Genomic DNA, 20,959 nt, shown 5'->3' with positions numbered 1-20,959 from the left:
GTTACATCGCTTCCGGAATTCACGAGTGTGGAGGGTGCGAATCCGGCCAGCGGACGGTGCTTTCCAACTGCTGTGCGACGGCGAGAATCGTCGGTTCACCACCGCTGCGCCCGACCAGTTGGACGCTCAGGGGGAGTCCGCGTTCGGAGAACCCGGCGGGCACAGCGGCCGCCGGGTTGCCGCAGACATTCCAGATCGAACAGTAGGCGGCGATCGGCAACGCCTTGCGGACTGCTGACAGAAGGCTGGTTCCTTCGAGTTGTCCGATCGGGCGTGGCAGCGCGGGCGTGGTCGGCATCAGGACCAGGTCGAAGGTGTCGAAGACCTGGTTGACCGTCGCTGCGATTCGCTCACCTTTGCGGTAAGCGAATTTCCCGACGCGCGCGGGAGCGGCTATCCGGCCGATCGACGCGAGTGCTCGTGTGCGCTTCTCGAGTAACGCTGGATGATCGACGCGCAGTGCTTCGTCGCGGACGCCGCCGAGTACCTGCGGGAGAAATGCTGCAGTTGCGTCCGGGTACTCGGGATCGTGTTCTTCGACGTGATGTCCCAACGCGCTCAACATCTCTGCGATCGAATGCACCGCGGCAACGACCTCCGGGGACGGGCGGACGCCCCGGACCGGACTCCGAGTGGACACTGCAATGCGAAGTGGCGCGGGCGCCGACGCGGCTGACTCGGCGAAGCTGGTGCGGAGCGTTTCGGCTGTGTAGTCGTCGATCCCGGTGGTACCGGTGATCACGTCGTACACGAGCGCGCTGTCCTCGACGGAACGAGTGAGAGGCCCTAGTGTGCCGAGTCCGCGCCAGAGGTTTCGGTTCGGCGCGGTGCTCACCCGACCGCGCTGCGGTTTGAGTCCGAACAACCCGCAGAACGCCGAAGGCAGTCGGATGGAACCGCCGCCGTCGCCGCCGATTGCCGCTGCGACCATGCCTGACGCGACGGCCGACGCAGATCCTCCGCTCGATCCGCCCGTGGATACGCCGGTGTCCCAAGGGTTTCTGGTGTAGCCGTTTGCAGCAGTCTCCGTGAAGGGCCAGATGCCGAACTCGGGCATCGTCGTCTTGCCGACGATCACCGCGCCGGCCTCGCGCAACCGCCGGACGACCTCTGAATCGGCCGATGCGATGCGAGTTGCTGCCGCACCGCCGTACGTCGTCGGCGTTCCGGCGACGTCGTTCTCGTCCTTGATCGCGATCGGGACTCCGTGCAGTGGGCCCAGGCTGTGACCGTCGGCCCGGCGCTGATCGAGACGTGTCGCTTCGTCGAGCGCTTCGTCTGCGAGAACTCGCACAAAAGCATTGAGCGTCGAATCGAGGCGTTCGATACGGCGAAGTGTGTTCTCGGTGAGCTCGCGGGCCGATAATTCTCCGGACCGGATCAGAGCGGCCTGACCCGCAACCCCGGCAAATGCCAGCTCGCTGCCCGGTGTGGTTTCGCGCTCGGTCATCAATCCTCCAGGCCGTGGTTCCGATAACTGTGAAGTCTATTCACCACAACCTGTTCACCACGACACAAAGAAAAATCCCCACCTTCCGAAGAAGGTGGGGACCTTTGCAAGTGCGCCCACAGGGACTCGAACCCCGGACCCAGTGATTAAGAGTCACTTGCTCTACCAACTGAGCTATAGGCGCTCGCTCTTGCGAGACAGAACATTAGCCGAATCGCCGGTTCGGGAGCAAATCGCCAGGTGGAGGCGTCACCGCTGTAGTCCGATCGGAGGAAATCCGCTGAAAGCGGTAACAAAACGGACGGTTCGGAGCGATTGATACTTGAACGTTACTGACGGCGTGGCCTTTCATGACCGTTGGTAACGAGCGCGCCTGGCATCATTGGTGCAGCGCAGTCATACCGCAAGTCCCACTTGCCTTCCGGTAAGTGGGATTCGCATGTGACGCGGAAGTTAGTCGGAGAAATTGTGAAGCGGAGTCGAACGATGAGTCGTCAAAGGTGGGGTCTGTCCGTGCGCGGGGGGAACGGTCGAGCGTCGAAGGGCGCGGCGATGATCGCGGCGTCTCTCGGTGCTCTCGTTCTGATGACCGCGTGCACGTCGGGCGGCAAGGACGTCAGCACTGAAGGGTCGGCGCCGATCGATTCCAATCCGCTCACCGAACTCATCAAGCCGAAACTCACCTCGACCGCTGCCGACGGCGCTGTCGGCTTTTCGCCGGGCGACCCGGTCAAGATCAACGTCGCTGACGGCGCTCTGTCCGACGTGACGATGGTCAATCAGGACGGCAAGGCAGTTGCCGGCGCGATTGCTGCCGACGGTGCGTCGTGGACCACCACCGAGCCACTCGGCTACAACCGCAAGTACAAAATCGAGGCCCGCGCATTCGGATTGGGTGGCGCAAGTACGACGGTCACGTCCTTCACCACCAGCGCACCCGGCAACGTCACCAAGCCGTACGTCTTGCCCAACGAGGGCGACGTGGTCGGCATCGGTCAGCCCATCGCGGTGCAGTTCGACGAGAACATCCCAGATCGCAAGGCTGCCGAAGCCGCGATCACCGTCACCACGACTCCGGCCGTCGAAGGTGCGTTCTACTGGGTCAACAATCGTGAGGTCCGTTGGCGTCCGGAGAACTACTGGGCACCGGGCACCAAGGTCGACGTGAGCGTCAACGTGTACGGGCGCAATCTCGGCAAGGGAGTCTTCGGGCAGGAAGACGCGAAGAGTTCCTTCACCATCGGTGATGCCGTCATCGCCACGGCGGACGACAACACCAAGCAGGTCACTTTCCAGGTCAACGGTGAGACCGTCATGACCATGCCCACCTCCATGGGCAAGGACAGCACTCCCACCGACAACGGCGTCTACATCATCGGTGACCGCTTCGCGAACATGATCATGGACTCGTCCACGTACGGCGTCCCGGTCACCTCGGCGCAGGGTTACAAGACCCCCGTCGACTGGGCGACCCGAATGTCCTACAGCGGTATCTTCTTCCACTCGGCGCCGTGGTCGGTCGGGCAGCAGGGCTACTCCAACACCAGTCACGGCTGCCTCAACCTGAGCCCGTCCAACGCCAAGTGGGTCTACGACAACACCAAGCGTGGGGACATCGTCGTCGTCAAGAACACCGTCGGCGGCACTCTCTCCGGCACCGACGGCCTCGGTGACTGGAACATCCCCTGGAGCGTCTGGAAGACCGGCAACGCGGACGTCTGAGTGCGTTCCTGAAGCGCTGAACGCCAGAATGCCCCCGACCGTCCGGTTGGGGGCATTTCTGTATCCGCACGCCTTTTGTGAGCGAAAGTGCCTCTCGGTCTATCTGAGGCGACGGGAGGTACGTTCGCTCGGTGTCAGCGTCGACCGAACGCGTCCACTCCGGTCATCTCAGCGGACAGTGCCCACAATCTGCGTGCGTCGGCGGGATCGGTAGCCCAAGGTTTCACTCCGCCGACGCTCATGTCATCGGTCTGCGCGACGTCCGCGATGTTGCAGTCCTGGAGATACGCGCCGGAGTGATCGGCGAGTATCGGTGCCGTCGCTGCCCACACCGTTGTAGCGGCGCCCTGGGAGGGAGTCTTGAACCCCGGCACGGCGTCGCCATTCGACGTCGTCCATCCGAGATCGTGTTTCTCCAATGTGGAGAAGTGACGTTGAAGCGGAGTGAGGATGCTCCCGGGATGGACGGAGAACGCACTGATACCGCGTGAAGCACCGGAGCTCGCCAGCTGTACAGCGAATAGAGCATTTGCAGTCTTGGCTTGACCGTACGCAAGCCAGCGGTCGTAACCGTTGCGGAAATGTATGTCATTCCAACGCACTCCCGACAGAAAATGTCCCGCCGACGAGACAGCGACTACGCGAGAACCGTTTGCGGGCATGGCTGGCACAAGCAGGTTCACCAGTACAAAGTGCCCGAGGTGATTGATCGCGAATTGTGATTCCCAGCCGGAGCCGACACGGAGTTCCGGGCAGGCCATGACCCCCGCATTGCAGATGATGATGTCTGGAGTGATCCGGGATTCGAGAATTTCTCGCGCACACGATCTGACACTGCTCGGGTCCGACAGGTCGCACGCTCGCACTTCGATACCCGGAAGGTCGGCCACCGCCCTCCGTGCCTGTTCTGGTCGGCGGGCAAGAACTACAACTCGCGCGCCGACCGAAGAAAGTGACTGCGAAACCTCATATCCCAGTCCGGAGTACCCGCCGGTGACCAAAACCGTAGTGCCTGTTAAATCTTGTCCGGCAAGTACGTCGTCGGCAGTGGAGACTCGGGAGTATCCGGTGTTGATTTTGCGCTGGATGGAATTCATGGCTGCGACCGTAAAATCTGGAGTGCACTCCAGGTCAAGGAAAGGTCGCCAGGCAATGCGCGAACTGTCAATCGGTGACGTCGCTGTCCAGACCGGAATCAGTATCGATTCCCTTCGATACTTCGAACGTGAGGAATTGCTCGTTCACGAGGTGGCGCGCTCGGCAGGTGGGCGTCGGGTCTACTCCGAAAGCGATGTCTCTTGGTTGAAGCTGTGCAATCGCTTCCGAGACTCGGGTATGCCGATCGCCACGATCCGCGAATTCGCCGCTCTCGTCAGGTCAGGTCCAGGAAACGAGAAGGAGCGGCTTTCACTTTTACAGTCGCATGAGGAGTTGATTCGATCCAGGATCGCTGCGATGCAGGAAAACCTGAACGTCATCCACGACAAGGTTTCGGTGTACGAGCGACATGTTCGCGAGGGGACCGTCGTAGGTGTCTGGGAGCCGCAACCGTCGCCCGAGTGATCGACGGCTGGGCCATTTGCGGCGAATTCCAGCTACCCCGATGTAAGCGAAAGTGGCTTTCGGTCTATCTGAGGCGACGAGAGGTACGTTCGCTCAGCTCGGGCACGGGTTGCTCGGGAGCGCGCGATTTGTCGCGGTCGCCACCCCACCCACTTCGGGTGAACGTATCGCTGCCCCTGTCAGAGAAGGGGAGCGATACGTTCACCCGGCTGTGGAAGGGGAGATTGGGGCTGGCGCACAAACCAAAAGAACCCCCGAAAATGTCTTTCGACATCTTCGGGGGTTCCGCTTGGGTGAGCGACGGGACTCGAACCCGCGACAGCCAGGATCACAACCTGGTGCTCTACCAACTGAACTACGCCCACCATTGCCTCGGCCACCGGTTTGACCCGGCTGCTTTGACGAAAGAGATACTAGCGCGAAAGTCGGTCAGGAAGCCAATCGGCAGGTCAGGCGGGACCCAAGCCCTCTACGACGGCTGCAATCTCCGCGCTCGACGGTCCGGGCGCCGCGACGAATGCAGTGCCGCGGTAGTACTTGAGTTCGCGGATGGATTCCTTGATGTCGGCGAGTGCCCGGTGGGCGAGACCTTTTTCGGGCTGGCCGAAGTAGATTCGCGGGTACCAGCGGCGGGAGAGTTCTTTGATGGAGCTGACGTCGATCATCCGGTAGTGCAGGTATGTGTCCAGCGCCGTCATGTCCCGCGAGATGAATCCGCGGTCGGTGGCGATTGAATTACCCGCCAAGGGAGCCGTACCGGCGACGGGAACGTGCTTGCGGATGTACGCGAGCACCTCTTTCTCCGCCTCGGCGAGGGTGACCGTCGACTTACGAACCTCTTCGGTCAGTCCCGACTTTGCGTGCATCTTCTTCACGACGTCGGGCATTGCAGCCAACGCGTCGTCGTCGGCGTGGATGACGATGTCCACACCTTCGCCCAAGATGTTCAAGTCGCTGTCGGTCACCAGAGCCGCAATCTCGATGAGTTTGTCCGACTCGAGTCGCAGCCCGGTCATTTCACAATCGATCCATACCAATTTGTCCTGCACCAGGAACACAGTAGTGCGCGCGGGAGCGGGATAAGGTCTGCGGTGGAAACTCGACGTGTGTAAGACGGCGTTCGGGTGATGACAAGAACTTCGCCGCATTGCAACGAGGAGGGCTTTTCGATGACCGTGGATCCGAAGGACGGAGCCGCGCCGCCGACGCCGGCGGAGAAGGCGAAAGCTGCCAAGGCTGCCGCTGCCGAAGCCGCTCGGATTGCAGCTGAAGCCGCTGCAGCAGCTGAGGAAGCAGAGAAGGAAGCGGCTGCCGCCGAGGCCGAAGCATCGGCCGGAGCCACCCCCGCTGCTCAGGTGCCCTCGGGTGCTGCCGCTGAAATCGCGGCGGGCTATTCATCCGAGGGGCGGGCACTCGAGCTCGGCTCGGTGGTGATCGACGGTGTGGCAGATCCCACCGCACGGGTGCGGATTCCGTTGGCGACGATCAACCGTCACGGTCTGATCGCCGGTGCGACGGGTACCGGCAAGACCAAGACGTTGCAGGGCATCGCCGAGCAGCTGTCCGCCGCGGGTGTGCCGGTTGTGATGGCCGACGTCAAGGGCGATCTCTCGGGTCTGTCGAAGGCGGGGGATCCGAGCGAGAAGATGAAGGCTCGCGCAGTCGAGACGGGCGACGATTCGTGGACTCCCGCTGGGATGCCAGTCGAGTTCTTGTCGTTGGGAACGGACGGAATCGGTATCCCGGTGCGCGCGACCATCACCAGTTTCGGGCCGATCCTGCTCAGTAAAGTGTTGGGCCTCAACGAGACCCAGGAGTCGACTCTAGGGCTGATCTTCCACTGGGCCGACACTCAGGGCCTGGCCCTGCTGGACCTCAAGGATCTGCGTTCGGTCATCGCGCACCTGACGAGCGCTGAGGGCAAGGCCGATCTGAAGGGTATCGGCGGAGTTTCCTCGGCGACGGCGGGAGTGATTCTGCGCGCGTTGGTCAACCTCGAAGCAGATGGTGGTGACACCTTCTTCGGTGAACCGGAACTCGAAACCGAGGATCTGCTGCGTGTCGTCGGCGGTGCCGGTGTGATCACGCTGTTCGAACTCGGTGCCCAGGCGGCGCGCCCGGCAATGTTCTCCACCTTCCTGATGTGGGTGCTCGCGGACCTGTTCCAGACGCTGCCCGAAGAGGGAGATCTGGACAAGCCGAAGCTCGTGTTCATCTTCGACGAGGCGCACCTTCTGTTCGCGGACGCGTCGAAGGCCTTCCTGCAGCAGGTGGAACAGACGGTCAAGCTCATTCGTTCCAAGGGCGTCGGTGTGTTCTTCTGCACGCAACTTCCGACCGACATTCCGAATTCGGTGCTGTCACAGTTGGGTGCGCGGGTTCAGCACGCCCTGCGTGCCTTCACGCCCGACGATCAGAAAGCCCTCAACAAGACCGTCCGCACGTACCCGAAAACCGAGCACTACGACCTGGAAAAGGCACTGACTTCACTCGGCATCGGTGAAGCCATCGTGACCGTACTCTCGGAAAAGGGTGCGCCGACGCCGGTGGCCTGGACCAAGATTCGTCCTCCGAGGTCGCTGATGGACACCATCGGCAACGACGCGATCAAGGCGGCCGCGTCGTCGAGTCCGCTGAATCAGAAGTACGGCCAGACCATCGACCGCGAGTCGGCGTACGAGAAGCTGACGGCCAAGGTGGCCGGTGCTCCGACGGCGGATCAGTCTCTGGATCTTCCGTCGCTGCCCGATCTGCCGCCACCGCCGCCGGCCGAGCCGGAGGGCCCCAACATCGCCGAGCAGATCTTGGGCAACTCGGCTGTCAAGAGTTTCCTGCGCTCGGCGGCTTCGGCTGCGGGACGCGAGATTTCGCGAAACATCTTCGGCACCGGTAGTCGCCGCAGGCGCTGAGGCTCAGGCGCCCGCGAGGTCAGATGCCGACCTCGCGGGCCAGCAGGTCGTTGATCGATTCGCGCCTGATCAACGGCCGCGCAATCCCGCCCAGCACGGCGACGACCGGCGGCCGGCCGACGCTGTTGTAGGTGGAGGCCATGCTGTGGTGGTATGCGCCCGTACACGGCACTGCCAACAGGTCACCTTCATGTAGGTCGGCGGGAAGCCTTGCTCCGACGGCAATTTCGTCGCCCGATTCGCAGTGGCGCCCGGCGACGGTGACTTCCTGGAGCGGTGCGCGCGAATGTCGGTTCACCAGTTCGACGTCGTAGTGGCTGTCGTACAACGACACCCGAGGGTTATCGCTCATCCCGCCGTCGACGGAGACGAAGGTTCGTCCCCCGCTGATCGACTTGATGTTCTGTACGCGATAGAGCGTGACTCCGGCCCGCGCAGCGATCGCTCGGCCAGGCTCGAGCACGATTTCGGGGCGAGGGAAGCGGTTTCGGGTGCACGCGTCGTCGAGAGTTTCGTCGATGACGTGAGCGAGGCGGGTCAGATCCAATTGGGCATCTCCCGGCACGTAGGCGATCCCATGGCCACCGCCGAGATCGAGTTCGGTGAGGATGATTCGATGCGTGCGTCGTATGTCGTCCATCTGTGCGATCATCGTCTCGATCGCGGGGCGGAAGAGTTCGGGATCGGTGATCTGGGAGCCGAGATGGCAATGCAGGCCGATGAGCTGCAGGTGCGTCGCGTTGGCGACGACGGAGACCGTATGTTCCAGTTCTTCGGAAAACGCTGGTAGGCCGAACTTTTGGTCCACGATGCCCGTGGACACTGCCCTGTGTCCGTGTATGTCGATGCCGGGTGTGACTCTGACCAACACCTTCTGTCGGTGGGTGCACACCGACGCGAGCCGTACCGCTTCGCTGGGGGAGTCGAGGACGATCCGGCCGACACCCGCGTTGACCGCCGCCCTCAGTTCGGAAACCGATTTGGCATTGCCGTGCAGGATGATTCGGTGGGGGTCCACGCCCGCGGCAAGCGCGACGGCGAGTTCACCGGCGGAACAGACATCCACCCCGAGTCCCTCGTCGGAGACCCAGGTAGCCATCGCTCGAATCATCAGTGCCTTGCCGGCGTACACGATCTCCGAGTCGGGGAAGATCTCTCGATACGTGCGGCAGCGGTGCCGCACGTCCGCCTCGTCGACGACGTACGTCGGTGTGCCGTACTGGTCCGCGATCTCTTCGAGGGAGACGTCGCCGATGCAGACACGCCCGCTGTGGTCGTGGCGAGTACTGATGGGCCACAACGCAGGATCCATACGCGGTGTCATTGCGCCGCGTAGGGAGGGGAAGATTTCGAGTAGCGTCACGTCGATCTCCTGAAGGTGACCCGCCGTGTTGCGGGCTACCTTCAGATCTACTCCCGAAGATCACCGGTGGGGTGGTTCTTGACGCTTACTTGACGCGCCGCCGAACGAGGTTGACGCGGCCCTGACGGGCTCGACTCACTGTGCCTGTCGACTCACTGTGCTCGCCGCCGCTTCCATCCGAACCAACCGAGCACCGCGAGCAATGCCACCGCGGCGCCTCCGCCGATGACCGTCGATCGGTCGGCGGACACACCGACGGACGGAGTTCCGCCGGGGCTCGGGGCGTAACCGGCGCCGTACACGGACTCGACCGCCGCTTGGATGTCGAACCCGGTTTCGGTAGCCGGCCCGCAGCTGTGCCCCTCGTGCTCGGCGTCGACGTCGTACGGCGCAGAAACGAACATCAGCTGCTCGGTGCCGAGCACGTAGCTTGTGCCACAACCGTTCCCGTTCGCGAGTGTCCCCACCGACGTCACCGATGCCAGATCGCCTTTGTAGACCCGGCTGACGTCGAACAAGTAGGTGTCCTCGAACCCGTCCGAAGTTTTCTCCGTCGGAGTCCCGAGGAAAACGGTGCTGGAGACGCTCACGGCTTCTTCCGGGGTAGCCGATGATGCGCACGAACATGCATTCGCTGCCGTGGGCAGCAGTAAGGGCAACCCTCCGGTCAAAAGAAGGATTGCCCCGACTGCCAGTGTTCTTCGCATCGCCATTAACCGACTATACGGTCTGCTATGGCCTGCTCTGAGAAGTTTGAGTGAATCAGCCGCCGAGCTTCTTGTAGAACGTGCCCACGATCGGCGCAACGACGGCACGCGGGCTGTAACCGCCCGCGACGGACATCGCCTTGCTCAAGATGCCCGGTACGACGCGCATCTTGTTCTCGGCCAGGCCGTCGAGCGAGACCTTGGCGGTGTACTCGCTCGAGATCCAGAAGAAGTCCGGGACGAGCTTGTCGACGATCGATGCTTCGGCCGGGTCCGGGGTTTCGGTGCGAACGGGGCCTGGCGCGAGCAGGGTGACGTTCACTCCGGTGCCCTTGAGTTCACCTCGCAACGATTCCGCGAAGGTGTTCACGAACGCCTTGGTGGCTGCGTACGTCGCGTTGTTGGGGATCGGCATGTTGCCGGCCGCGGACCCGACCATCAGGATGGCTCCGGACTTGCGCGCGAGCATGCCGGGCAGCACGGCCAGCGTGAGATCGTGCACTGCAACGGCGTTGAGCTCGACCTGGTCGCGCTCGTAGGCCGGGTCCAGCTCGGCGATCGGCCCGAAGGTGGCGATACCGGCGTTGTTGCACAGGATGCTGATGTCGCGGCCACCGAGTTCCTCGACCAGAACGGCACGCGCCGCGCTGTCGGAGAGGTCCGATGCACGGACCTCCACCTCGACGCCGTGCGCGGCGCGAAGCTTCTCGGCGAGGGCCTCCATGACCTCGCCACGACGGGCAACGAGGATCAGGGAGTGTCCGCGTGATGCCAGATCAGCGGCCAGTGCCTCTCCGATGCCGGAGGAGGCGCCGGTCACTACGGCGCGGGCTGTGGTTGTGGGTGTCGGCAGGCTCACGATCAGTCAGCGTAGCCGGTCAGATCTTCGCGGCCAGTCGTGTGCCCTGTTCGATGGCACGCTTGGCGTCGAGTTCTCCAGCGACATCCGCGCCGCCGATGATGTGGGTCACCACACCCGCGACGGTCAGTTCGTCCACGAGATCGCGAACCGACTCCTGCCCGGCGCAGATGACGATGGTGTCGACCTCGAGAAGTCGGGGCTTCTCGTGCTTCTCACCGAAGGTGATATGCAGGCCGGCGTCGTCGATGCGCTCGTAGTTGACGCCCGAGAGCTCGTGAACGCCCTTGTTCTTGAGGGCCGCCCGGTGGACCCAGCCGGTGGTCTTCGCGAGGCCGGCGCCGATGCGTCCTGGCTTGCGTTGGAGGAGGTAGACCTCCCGCTCGGAGAGCTCTGGTACCGGAGTGGTGAGAGCGCCCGGGGCCATTTCGGGTTCGGTGACGCCCCATTCCTGCTTCCACTCCTTGAGATGAAGAGTGGGGGAAGTGGGGTGCGTGAGGAATTCGCTCACGTCGACGCCGATGCCGCCGGCACCGATGACGGCGACGGACTTGCCGACGGGCTTGCCCTCTCGGACGACCTCGGCGTAGGTCAGCACCTTCGGGTTCTCGATGCCGGGGATCTTGGGAACCCGCGGCGTCACGCCGGTGGCAACCACGACTTCGTCGAAGGAGCCGATGAGATCTGCCGGTGCGACGCGGGTTTCGAGCTTGACCGTCACTCCGGCCACGTCCAGCATGCGGGTGTAGTAGCGAATGGTCTCGGCGAACTCTTCCTTACCCGGAATGAGCTGTGCGATCCCGAATTGCCCGCCGATCTTGTCCGAGGCCTCGAACAACGTGACCGAATGACCACGCTGAGCAAGATTGAGTGCTGCGGAAAGTCCGGCAGGACCGGCGCCGACGACGGCGAGATTCTTGGTCCGCCGAGTGGGGGAGAGGATCAGCGTGGTCTCACGGCCCGCGCGCGGATTGAGCAGGCAGGAGACCTGCTTGTGAACGAAGGCGTGGTCGAGGCAGGCTTGGTTGCAGGCGATGCACGTGTTGATCTCGTCGGACGCTCCGCGCTCGGCCTTGTTCACCCAGTCGGGATCGGCGAGCATCGGCCTGGCCATCGAAATCAATTGTGCGTCACCGCGGTTGAGGATCTCTTCGGCAGTCTCGGGCATGTTGATCCGATTCGAGGCGGCTACCGGAATGTCGACGTGCTTCTCGAGTTTGCCGGTGATGTCGACGAAGGCTGCTCGGGGAACCGAGGTGACGATGGTGGGCACCCGTGACTCGTGCCACCCGATGTCGGTGTTGATGATCGTGGCGCCGGCAGCTTCGACTTCCTTTGCCAATGAGACGATTTCATCCCAGGTCTGACCGCCCTCGACCAGGTCTGCCATCGACAACCGGAACACGATGATGAAGTTCGGGCCGACAGCCTTGCGTGTGCGTCGCACGATTTCGACTGCCATGCGTCGACGGTTCTCGGAACTGCCGCCCCACTGGTCGGTGCGCCTGTTCGTGCGCTCGCAGAGGAACTGGTTGATGAAGTAGCCCTCACCGCCCATGATTTCGACGCCGTCGTAACCCGCGGACTTGGCCAGACGCGCGCAGCGAACGTAGTTCCGGATCTGCCAACGCACCCCACGGCCGGTCAGCTTGCGCGGACGGAACGGATTGATGGGCGCCTTGATCGACGACGCGGAGACACTGAACGGCTGGTAGCTGTAGCGGCCGGCGTGCAGGATCTGCATGGCGATCTTTCCACCCGCGTCGTGAACCGCCTTGGTGATCCGGCGGTGACGGCGCGCTTCGATGCGGTTGGTCAGCTTGGCACCGAAGGGCAAGAGCCAACCGGTGCGGTTGGGCGCGTAGCCGCCGGTGATGATCAAGCCGACTCCGCCACGGGCACGTTCGGCGAAGTACTCGGCCAAGCGGTCGGTGTCCTTCGCGCGATCTTCGAGGCCGGTGTGGATCGATCCCATGACGACGCGGTTCTTCAGCGTCGTGAATCCGAGGTCGAGCGGTTCGAGCAGGCGGGGGAACTGTGTATCCGTCATGACTGAAGATGTCCTTCCGTGGCGTACTCGCCAGTGTCTTCGGTGGCGTACTCGCCAGTGTCTTCGGTGGCGTACTCGCCAGTGGGCAGTGCGTCCAGAACTTCCTGGCACCAGTCGGTGAATCCTTCCTCGACGCGAATGCCGCCGCGAAGTACGAGGTACTGGTGCAGCGAAGAGCCGGAAAGCGCTGCTGGATTGGGGAAGTCACGCTTTTCGATGAGTCGGTAGACGTCGAGGCGGGCGGCGTGGCCGTCGCGGTGGCGAGCGACTTCGCGTCGTAGAGCGGGGAGATCGGCGTGCGCAGCGGCCCTGATCTTGATGGCCAACTCGTTGCGCAGGTGGTTCGGTTCGGACGGCTCTGCGATCCATCGGGTCAGTTCGGCGCGGCCGGCATCGCTGACGCGGTACATCTTCTTGTCCGGTCGGCCGTCCTGCGCGATGGCCTCCACCTCGACCCAGCCCGCCTCGTCCATTCGCTTGAGGACTCGGTAGATCTGCTGGTGCGTCGCGCTGTGGAAGAAGCCGATCGACTTGTCGAACCGGCGTGTGAGGTCGTATCCCGACGCATCCTGTTCGGACAGGGAGACGAGCAACGCATGTTCGAGTGCCATGGAAAAAGTATCTATGCACTCAGGTGCGTATGCAACTAAGTGCGTACTAACTCGGGTGCATAGAGCGTCTTGTATGTCGACTTCGGAGAGAGGCGCCGAGTCGCCCGCGCGCAGTTAGGCTTCGCCGTATGAGCGCCGAGTCCACGAGCACGCAGGCAGAGCCACCCGCAGGCATCGGCGGTGCGGCCACGAAGAGTCAAGTGTTCGCATGGGGGCTGTGGGATTGGGGATCGGCCGCATTCAACGCAGTGATCCTCACGTTCGTCTTCTCGGTTTATCTCACCGACGCGGTCGGTGACGACCTTCCCGGCACGATTTCGGCGACTACGTGGCTCAGCTGGGCACTCGGAATCGCCGGCTTCTTCATCGCGATTCTCGCTCCGATCACCGGACAACGTTTCGATGCGTCGGGTAAACGTAAACTCTCGCTCGCGATACTGACCGGCATCACCGTGCTCTCGATGGCGGGCCTCTACTTCGTCGAAGACAACTACCGCTATCTGTGGCTCGGATTGGTTCTGCTCGCAATCGGTTCGGTGATCTTCGAACTGGCCGGCGTTCCCTACAACGCCATGATGCGGCAGGTGTCGACACCGGAGAATCTGGGTAGAGTCTCCGGCTTCGGCTGGGCCATGGGATATTTCGGCGGAATCGTGCTGCTGTTGCTGTGCTACTTCGGGTTCATCGTCGGCGACGGTGACACTCGGGGATTCCTCGGATTGACCACCGACGGCGGCATGAACATCCGGATGGTGGCACTGCTGGCTGCAGTGTGGTTCGCGGTCTTCGCGATTCCGGTGTTCTTCAAGGTTCCCGAGTTGCCCAGCCCCGCGGTCGATCCGGGAGCGTCGAAGGCCGGGTTCCTCGACTCCTATCGGGTGTTGTGGCGCGATCTGCGCGAACTCTGGAACGTCGACAGGCGCACGATCTGGTACCTGATTGCGAGCGCACTCTTTCGTGACGGTCTGGCGGGCGTGTTCACCTTCGGGGCCGTGCTGGCTGTCAACGTCTACGGAATCAGCGCTGCCGACGTCCTACTGTTCGGTGTCGCGGCCAACGTGATTTCCGCAATCGGTGCATTGGTGGCCGGACGCTTCGACGATCGGATCGGACCGAAACAGGTCATCACCGTCTCGCTGGCGTCGATGATGGTGGTCGGCGCGATATTGATCGCGGTGTCAGGGCCGGTGATGTTCTGGATCTTCGGTCTCGCGCTCTGCCTCTTCGTCGGGCCCGCTCAGTCTTCGGCACGAACCTTCCTGGCGCGCATCACCCCGCCTGGGCGTGAAGGTCAGATGTTCGGCCTGTATGCGACCACAGGCCGAGCAGTGTCGTTTTTGGCACCGACACTGTTCGGCCTGTTCGCATGGCTCTTCGGTGCAGACCGTGCCGGCATCATCGGACTGCTGGTGGTTCTCGGCGTCGGTCTTGCCGCATTGTCGATGGTGAAGGCGCCGGAAGGGGACAGTGCGCTTCCCGTCAATCCTTGAAGTAGACCAACTGGTGTGTCGTAGCGAGCAATGCGCCGTCACTGCCCCAAATTTCGGCCGACTGATCGAAGTACCCGTTGCCGAACCGTTGGGTCCGCGCGGTTCCCAGCACGGAATTGTCTGCCTGTTCGGTCAGCGTCTGAGCGTCGGCGTGGAAGTAGATGGTCATCGAGACCGTCCCAGCCGGTGCCATCTTGCCTCGGCGCAAGAAAACTCGTGGGAAGAAGACATCGCACAGTGCAGTCAGCGACGTGAAGTCGAGAGCGCGAGCCGGCCGATCGCGCACCCAGAGCGTCGTGGTCGAGTCGGGATGCTCGCCCGACTCCAGGTCGGGGATTGCACCTTCGACAAAGCGCATCTCGTAGTTCTGTGCCCAGGCGATGAACTCGGGGAACGGCAGCAGCGCAACGTCTTCGGCCGACGGAACCTCCGGCATCGTGATTTCGGTCGACGACCAGGTTTCACGCCTGGTACCGAACACTGCCGTCGCGGTAGTGGCGACGGTTCCGTCCTGAGAAAGTTCGATGGACCAGTGTTGCGTCGAGCGGTTGGTGCGCACCGGCCGGGCGGAGATCTCGAAGGCGCCCTCGGTGATCGGACCGGCAAAGTTGACGGTCAACGACAGCGGATCGCCGAGGCGTTCGGGGTGCTTCAGTACAGATTCGAGCAACGTGGCAGCGGTGACGCCGCCGAACGGCCCGACCATGTTGTTGTACGCCGGATTGGTCTCGCCGGTCGACAGGCCGGCGGTGAGTGGCGTCAATCCGACAGCAGCGTCGAAAGGATGGGGTGGTGCAACGGTCTCGGTCATCGCAGAACTCCTGGTGATGGAATCAATTCGGCTCTATGTATGACAACATACATAGAGCCGAATTCGTCGCGGCGATCAGGATCCTGCACGTGCGAGGATCGTCTCGGCCAACTCTTCGGCTCGCTCTTCCGGAATCCAGTGACTTCCGCCGTCGAGCACGACGAACTCGTAGGGGGCGTCCACGAATTCGCCACAGCGTTCTGCGCCTGCGCGGCCGAGCGCTGTGTCGCCGGTGCTCCAGACGTACGTAGTCGGCACAGTGGTGCGATCGATGTCGCCGAAGTCGCGGGTCATCGCGCGGTACCAGTTCAAGGCGCCGGTCAGCGCGCCCTCCCCGCTCAGGACACGAATGTGCTCGTCGGCGAATTCAGGATCGATCTGGCCGTCGAACATGGCACGCAGCCGGCGAAAGTTGTCCTCCGACAACACTTCCTCGGCTTTGCCCTCCTGTCGGAGAAGTCCGATGTACGACGAGCGTTGTTTTTGGTCCTCGTCCTCGCGGAGTGCCCAGCCGAAGGCGGTGGGGTGGGGGACCGAGATCGCGGTCAGACTGCGGATCCGGTTCGGATGGCGACCGGCGACCTGCCAGGCGACCGCCGAACCCCAGTCGTGGCCGACCAGATGCGCGTCGGACAGGCCGAGTGCGTCGAGCAATCCGACGACGTCGGCTACCAGGTGCTCGATCTTGTAGGCATCCACCCCTTCGGGGCGTGCGCCGGCGGAGTAACCGCGCTGATTCGGTGCGATAACGCGGTAGCCCGCTGCGGTGAGCAGTGGTGTGACCTTGCCCCAGGATGCGGCGCTCTCCGGGAAGCCGTGCAGCGCTACCAGCGGAATGCCGTCGTCCGGGCCCGAGATCAGTACGTCGAAGGTGAGGTCGCCAACGGGGATTTCGTATGTACTCGTGGAAGACATGACTCTCACCGTACGTCGAAAAGGTGAACCCGAGGTCAGTTTCGAGGTGGATTCCAGGTGGCCATTCCGAGCATGATGACTCGCAGTTGCTTCTCGGCTCGTGTGATGACGGCGGCTTCGTCGCGATACCCGGCCGTCCCGGCGTCCAGCAGTTCGACGACAGCGCTGAACATCGTCGAGACGATCAGGTCGGCAGCCATTTCCAGATCGTCCGACGACCAGCTTTCCAGTCCGGCAATTCTGGAGAGGTCGATGGTCAGTTCGCTGACGAACAACCGCATTTCAGTGGCTATCGCACGTCGTACCTCACTGACGCCGCTGTAGCGTTCGCGGCAGAGGAACCGAAACTGTCGCTCGTGTGTATGCACTTGTCGCACAAGGATGCCCAGTGACGTAGCGGCGTCCTTGGTGCTGGGATTACGCCTTGCGTCGCGCAGCATCTGGCGCAACATGCGCATGCTCTCTTCGACGAGGACGACACCGACGTCCTCCAGTGAAGCGAAGTGGCGGTAGAACGCCGTCGGAACGATCCCGGCTTCCCTGGCTACCTCTCGCAAGCTGATTCCGGCGAAGCCCCGATCGGCCGAGAGGTCCATGGCAGTGTCCAGGAGCGCTTGGCGTGTGCGTTCCTTCTTGGCGGCACGACTTTCCGGCTCCCTGTTGTCGGGTTCCCTGCGCTCGGGGTTCACCGGTCCGGCCTTCGTCACGACGTCGAGTGTAGGTACAGGCATTCCGGCTCCTTTCGGCAACTCGTGTAACTCGGATCACATTCTTGTTGACATGTACTTGTGTGCACCTGTCACACTATCTTCGGTGAACATTTGTACACTGAATTCACGCAGTCGGGGGAAGCTAGCCCAGCAATCGAAATGCCCGGCAATCGAAGTACGAGGAGGGTCATGACAATCGCATCTGCTCCTGAGAACACGACACCGAAGTCCACACCTCGGCGCGGACTGTCCTTGGTGGGACTGATCGAAGCCATGGCTGCTCCACATCAGATCGACCGATACCTCGAGTTGGTCAACCCGATGGCGACGGTTCGTGACATCCGCGCGCAGGTTGTCGCCGTCGACCATCCGACGGCTGACTCCGTCACTCTCACGCTGCGCCCGACTCGCCAGTGGCGCGGTTTTCAGGCGGGCCAGTTCGTGCAGTTGGGCGTGGTGATCGACGGTGTTCGTCACACTCGCTGCTACTCGCCGGCCGGGGGCGCGTCTACGCGCAGCGGGCTGATCGAGCTCACCGTCAAAGCGCATCCGGGTGGCCTGGTGTCGCAGTATCTGTACGCCAACGCAGCGCCCGGGCTCGTTGTCAGCCTCTCGCAGGCAGACGGGGTGTTCTCCCTTCCCGTCGACCGCCCGCGTCGGGTGTTGTTGATCAGTGGCGGCAGTGGAATCACCCCGGTCATGTCGATGCTTCGGACGCTGGTGGAGGAGCAGCACTCGGGCGAGATCGTGTTCGTGCATTACGCGAACACCGATGCCGACGTGGCGTACACGCGCGCGCTGAAGACCATCGCCGAGCAGAACCCGAATGTGAAACTGGTACTCGTGTACACCGAAAGCGGTGGAGGTGACCTCGAAGGTTTCTTCGATCGCGGGCACCTCGACGCGGTGGCTCCTTGGATCGCCGATCCGGACACGATCGACGCCCAGGCTTATCTCTGCGGACCTCCCGGACTGATGCGGGGAGTGCGTGAGGTGTTCCGTGAGGTCGACGTCGAGCACTTGCTCAACACCGAGGAGTTCGCGCCGGCGGTGGCCGAGCCGGGGGAGGCCGGCGGCGAGGTGTCATTCACCAAAAGTGGGGTGGCGGCCGAGAACTCCGGCGAAACACTTCTCGAACAAGCAGAAGCTGCGGGCCTCAATCCCGAGTACGGATGCCGGATGGGAATCTGCTTCTCCTGCACCTCCGTCAAGAAGGCGGGCCGTACCCGAAACGTGCGCACCGGTGAGACAGACGACGAGCCGGACAAGAAGATCCAGCTGTGCGTCAGTGCTCCCGTCGGCGACGTCACCGTCGACATCTGAAGTCCCATTTTCCACACGACTGTCTGGAGACCGACATGTTTGGACTTTCACTTCCCACCCTCCCGTTCCTCGGCAACGGTTCCGATGCGAAGGACGACGCTCCCGTCGTCCTGACGTACGAGCAGGTCGAGGAGATCGGCCGCGAGTTGGACGCATTGCGCGATCGCACCGTCGCCTCGCTCGGGGCGGAGGATCGGGAGTACATCTACAAGATCATCAAGGCTCAGCGCGGGTTCGAGGTCGCAGGTCGCGGCTTGATGTACCTCGGCTTCCTGCCTCCGGTGTGGCTCGCGGCAGTCGGTGCATTGAGCGTGTCCAAGATCCTCGACAACATGGAGATCGGCCACAACGTCATGCACGGTCAGTACGACTGGATGCGTGAACCAGGGCTCAATTCCGAAGTCTTCGAATGGGATACGGTGTGCCCGGCCGACCAGTGGCGTCACTCGCACAACTACATGCATCACACGTACACCAATATTCTCGGCAAAGACCGTGACATCGGATACGGCATCCTGCGTATCGACGACGCGCAGAAGTGGAACCCCTATTACCTCGGTAATCCGGTCTGGGCCTTTGCCTTGATGATGCTCTTCGAGTGGGGCGTGATGATGCACGACCTCGAGATCGAGAACGTCATCCAGGGCAAACGCAAGTGGCACGACGTCAAGCCGCTTCTGAAGGGCTGGTGGAACAAGGCGGGCAAGCAGGTCCTCAAGGACTACGTCATCTTCCCGGTTCTCACGGGGCCGCTGTTCGTGACCACTCTCGCGGGGAATGTCACCGCCAACCTGGTCCGGAACGTGTGGACGTACTCGATCATCTTCTGTGGCCATTTCCCCACCGGTGTCCAGAGTTTCACCGAGGACGAGACGGCCGACGAGACTCGCGGGCAGTGGTACGTGCGTCAGATGCTCGGCAGCGCCAACATCGAGGGAAGCCCGCTCTTCCACATCATGTCCGGCAACCTCTCGCACCAGATCGAGCACCACCTGTTCCCGGACCTGCCTGCGCATCGTTATCCGGAACTCGCTCCCCAGGTGAAAGAATTGTGTGGGAAGTACGGTTTGCCGTACAACACCGGTGGGTTCTTCAAGCAGATCGGTTCGGTATGGGGCAAGATCTTCAAGCTCGCTCTTCCGCCCGGTTTGGTCAAGTCGACGACCCCTCCCGGTGTTATCGTCGAGCGCCAGCGAACTGCAGCCTGAGAGGCACACACTGATGGTCGGGAAATTCGAACGCCGCAAGGACACGGTCCAGGAACTGACCGAAAGTGCAGCCAACCACGTGGGCTCGATCGCGATGATCATCGCCGGGGCCGTTCGAGACGTGACGCGCGAGATCGGCGACTGGGTGTCCGACGGAATCGAGATGCGTGAAGCAGCGAAAAAGGCTGCAGCTGACGATCGTTCGGAGTCCGTGACCATCGAGCACGACGACAGCGATCCACCTGAAGACTGGCGTTGATTCACCGCGGCGGACGGCCTGATCGCGCAACCGCGAGCCGTTTCGCCTGAACGACCACGTTGCCCTCCGTCACAGATGACGGAGGGCAACGTGGGTTTCGTGGACTGTTTCGGCGGCCGAAGACGCGGATCGAACACCGATCACAAGTGAGGTCCTAAGCAGCGCTGCCGAGGCTCGCCGAGTCGAAGCTGCCGAGCCCGGTGCTACCGAGACCGCTGCTACCGACTCCGCCCAGTGCGAGTGCATTGCTGCTGCCCGCGCTCAGTAGCTGGACGATGATGTTGATGACGATGGGGTCGCCGGTGAGCGGAATTGTAGGCACAGGGGGACCTGCTTTCTGTTTCGAGATGTGGTGAGAAGGTGAGCGGCGACGGGATCGTCGACGTGGTCAGGCGGGCTGTTTCAGCCACTTCCGGTGCTGCCGAGCGACACGATGGAGCCGTTGCCGAAGCCGAGTGCTCGGGAGAGTGAGCCGAAGTCGATGACCAGGCTGCCCAGGGTGTGCTGGTTTATCACGGTGGTTCCTGTCTGTGCCGCGACTGTGTGATGCGAGCGGGTAAGTCGATCAGGGAGCAGGCGTCGTGGGAGTTTCGCCGCCGCCGCCAATCGGAGAGTTGTCGGTGTAGAGGAAACTGCTGCCGGCGTTGAACATCTGTAGGACGGTGTTCAAAACGACGGCCAAAGCGCCTGTGGTTGGTGCGGCGATCATGTGCTTGCTCCTGGTTTCAGCGGTGGCGACGTGGTGGTCACCGTGGTCACCGCCATCACAGTGTCAGGCGGCTTGGAGCGGGCCCTGTGCGAGAGATTCTCTCGCACAGGGCCCGAGATTCGTCCTAGGAGACGCCGCCGCCATCCGTCGAGCCCGTGCCGGTGCTGCCCGCGTTGAAGAGCTGCAGGATGGTGTCGAAGAAGGCACCGAGGAGAGCGTTATCCTGGCCGTTGATCATGTGTTTCCCCTTAATTGTTACTGGTTTGCGCGGTGATTCGCACCACACTTTTATAGCCCGGT

At 62.6% G+C, this 20,959-nt stretch carries 20 protein-coding genes and 2 tRNA genes; 7 read left to right on the top strand and 15 right to left on the bottom strand.

All coding sequences use genetic code 11. The features are described from left to right. Nucleotides 1-19 precede the first annotated feature (19 nt). Entirely contained in the window at nucleotides 20-1,450 is a 1,431-nt protein-coding gene (locus ACN50D_RS26935; protein WP_211921298.1) for an amidase, read from the bottom strand. A 111-nt stretch (nucleotides 1,451-1,561) separates the two neighbouring features. Next, nucleotides 1,562-1,634, bottom strand: a tRNA-Lys gene (locus ACN50D_RS26930). A gap of 368 nt (nucleotides 1,635-2,002) precedes the next feature. Between ACN50D_RS26930 and ACN50D_RS26925 the strand changes: the two genes are divergently transcribed. Then, entirely contained in the window at nucleotides 2,003-3,172 is a 1,170-nt protein-coding gene (locus ACN50D_RS26925; RefSeq protein ID WP_125052658.1) for a L,D-transpeptidase, read from the top strand. A gap of 134 nt (nucleotides 3,173-3,306) precedes the next feature. Here the strand turns inward: ACN50D_RS26925 and ACN50D_RS26920 are convergent, their stop codons facing one another. Next, complete coding sequence (locus ACN50D_RS26920; protein WP_039973324.1) at nucleotides 3,307-4,269, bottom strand: oxidoreductase; 963 nt, start codon at nucleotides 4,267-4,269, stop codon at nucleotides 3,307-3,309. Nucleotides 4,270-4,324: 55 nt separating this feature from the next. Between ACN50D_RS26920 and ACN50D_RS26915 the strand changes: the two genes are divergently transcribed. After that, nucleotides 4,325-4,735: a MerR family transcriptional regulator gene (locus ACN50D_RS26915; protein WP_007733298.1), complete on the top strand. Its 411-nt coding sequence runs from the start codon at nucleotides 4,325-4,327 to the stop codon at nucleotides 4,733-4,735. Between the two features lie 292 nt (nucleotides 4,736-5,027). Here the strand turns inward: ACN50D_RS26915 and ACN50D_RS26910 are convergent. Further along, nucleotides 5,028-5,100, bottom strand: a tRNA-His gene (locus ACN50D_RS26910). Between the two features lie 84 nt (nucleotides 5,101-5,184). Beyond that, nucleotides 5,185-5,784, bottom strand: coding sequence for an oligoribonuclease (gene orn, locus ACN50D_RS26905; protein ID WP_024487359.1), 600 nt, complete (start codon nucleotides 5,782-5,784; stop codon nucleotides 5,185-5,187). Between the two features lie 120 nt (nucleotides 5,785-5,904). Here orn and ACN50D_RS26900 point away from each other — a divergent pair, with 120 nt between their 5' ends. Beyond that, nucleotides 5,905-7,644 (top strand): helicase HerA-like domain-containing protein, encoded by a 1,740-nt coding sequence (locus ACN50D_RS26900; protein WP_058038877.1) that lies wholly within the window; start codon nucleotides 5,905-5,907, stop codon nucleotides 7,642-7,644. Nucleotides 7,645-7,663: 19 nt separating this feature from the next. Here ACN50D_RS26900 and lysA read toward each other — a convergent pair whose 3' ends face one another. The 5 genes from lysA to ACN50D_RS26875 form a co-directional block, all read right to left on the bottom strand. After that, nucleotides 7,664-9,007, bottom strand: a complete 1,344-nt coding sequence (gene lysA / locus ACN50D_RS26895) for a diaminopimelate decarboxylase (protein ID WP_007733322.1) — start codon at nucleotides 9,005-9,007, stop codon at nucleotides 7,664-7,666. Between the two features lie 152 nt (nucleotides 9,008-9,159). Continuing rightward, the gene (locus ACN50D_RS26890) at nucleotides 9,160-9,597 is read right to left on the bottom strand and encodes a hypothetical protein (RefSeq protein ID WP_070160904.1); all 438 of its coding nucleotides are present in this window, start codon (nucleotides 9,595-9,597) and stop codon (nucleotides 9,160-9,162) included. Nucleotides 9,598-9,769: 172 nt separating this feature from the next. Continuing rightward, entirely contained in the window at nucleotides 9,770-10,573 is an 804-nt protein-coding gene (gene cmrA, locus ACN50D_RS26885) for a mycolate reductase (RefSeq protein ID WP_007733327.1), read from the bottom strand. Between the two features lie 19 nt (nucleotides 10,574-10,592). Next, on the bottom strand, nucleotides 10,593-12,623 hold the full coding sequence (locus tag ACN50D_RS26880; protein WP_075833687.1) for an NADPH-dependent 2,4-dienoyl-CoA reductase: 2,031 nt from the start codon (nucleotides 12,621-12,623) through the stop codon (nucleotides 10,593-10,595). Beyond that, on the bottom strand, nucleotides 12,620-13,234 hold the full coding sequence (locus ACN50D_RS26875) for a PadR family transcriptional regulator (protein ID WP_042923881.1): 615 nt from the start codon (nucleotides 13,232-13,234) through the stop codon (nucleotides 12,620-12,622). The genes ACN50D_RS26880 and ACN50D_RS26875 overlap by 4 nt, the downstream gene beginning before the upstream one ends. 128 nt (nucleotides 13,235-13,362) lie before the next feature. On the opposite strand from ACN50D_RS26875, the gene ACN50D_RS26870 reads away from it, so the two are divergent. After that, nucleotides 13,363-14,724, top strand: a complete 1,362-nt coding sequence (locus tag ACN50D_RS26870) for an MFS transporter (RefSeq protein ID WP_211921296.1) — start codon at nucleotides 13,363-13,365, stop codon at nucleotides 14,722-14,724. On the opposite strand, the gene ACN50D_RS26865 is transcribed toward ACN50D_RS26870, so the two are convergent. From ACN50D_RS26865 to ACN50D_RS26855, 3 genes are all read right to left on the bottom strand, one after another. Then, complete coding sequence (locus ACN50D_RS26865; protein WP_003945359.1) at nucleotides 14,714-15,535, bottom strand: acyl-CoA thioesterase; 822 nt, start codon at nucleotides 15,533-15,535, stop codon at nucleotides 14,714-14,716. The genes ACN50D_RS26870 and ACN50D_RS26865 overlap by 11 nt on opposite strands. A gap of 75 nt (nucleotides 15,536-15,610) precedes the next feature. Next, the gene (locus tag ACN50D_RS26860; RefSeq protein ID WP_161120687.1) at nucleotides 15,611-16,450 is read right to left on the bottom strand and encodes an alpha/beta fold hydrolase; all 840 of its coding nucleotides are present in this window, start codon (nucleotides 16,448-16,450) and stop codon (nucleotides 15,611-15,613) included. A gap of 35 nt (nucleotides 16,451-16,485) precedes the next feature. Beyond that, nucleotides 16,486-17,181, bottom strand: a complete 696-nt coding sequence (locus ACN50D_RS26855) for a TetR family transcriptional regulator (protein ID WP_003945327.1) — start codon at nucleotides 17,179-17,181, stop codon at nucleotides 16,486-16,488. A 168-nt stretch (nucleotides 17,182-17,349) separates the two neighbouring features. Between ACN50D_RS26855 and ACN50D_RS26850 the strand changes: the two genes are divergently transcribed. From ACN50D_RS26850 to ACN50D_RS26840, 3 genes are read left to right on the top strand one after another with little or no spacing between them, the layout of a single operon-like run. After that, nucleotides 17,350-18,483: a ferredoxin reductase gene (locus ACN50D_RS26850; protein WP_050656813.1), complete on the top strand. Its 1,134-nt coding sequence runs from the start codon at nucleotides 17,350-17,352 to the stop codon at nucleotides 18,481-18,483. 35 nt (nucleotides 18,484-18,518) lie between these two features. Then, complete coding sequence (locus tag ACN50D_RS26845; protein ID WP_064689260.1) at nucleotides 18,519-19,691, top strand: fatty acid desaturase family protein; 1,173 nt, start codon at nucleotides 18,519-18,521, stop codon at nucleotides 19,689-19,691. Between the two features lie 13 nt (nucleotides 19,692-19,704). After that, nucleotides 19,705-19,950, top strand: a complete 246-nt coding sequence (locus ACN50D_RS26840) for a hypothetical protein (RefSeq protein ID WP_003945295.1) — start codon at nucleotides 19,705-19,707, stop codon at nucleotides 19,948-19,950. A 154-nt stretch (nucleotides 19,951-20,104) separates the two neighbouring features. Here the strand turns inward: ACN50D_RS26840 and ACN50D_RS26835 are convergent, their stop codons facing one another. Both ACN50D_RS26835 and ACN50D_RS26830 read right to left on the bottom strand, forming a co-directional pair. Beyond that, nucleotides 20,105-20,272: a hypothetical protein gene (locus ACN50D_RS26835; RefSeq protein ID WP_003945367.1), complete on the bottom strand. Its 168-nt coding sequence runs from the start codon at nucleotides 20,270-20,272 to the stop codon at nucleotides 20,105-20,107. Nucleotides 20,273-20,515: 243 nt separating this feature from the next. Continuing rightward, complete coding sequence (locus ACN50D_RS26830; protein ID WP_003945326.1) at nucleotides 20,516-20,659, bottom strand: hypothetical protein; 144 nt, start codon at nucleotides 20,657-20,659, stop codon at nucleotides 20,516-20,518. Nucleotides 20,660-20,959 lie beyond the last annotated feature (300 nt).

Origin of the sequence: Rhodococcus sp. SB1D (assembly GCF_048573875.1) — a bacterium.
Lineage (GTDB): Bacteria > Actinomycetota > Actinomycetes > Mycobacteriales > Mycobacteriaceae > Rhodococcus_F > Rhodococcus_F qingshengii.
The sequence above is the reverse complement of the archived record's forward strand: the minus strand, read 5'-3'. Positions and strand labels throughout refer to the sequence as shown.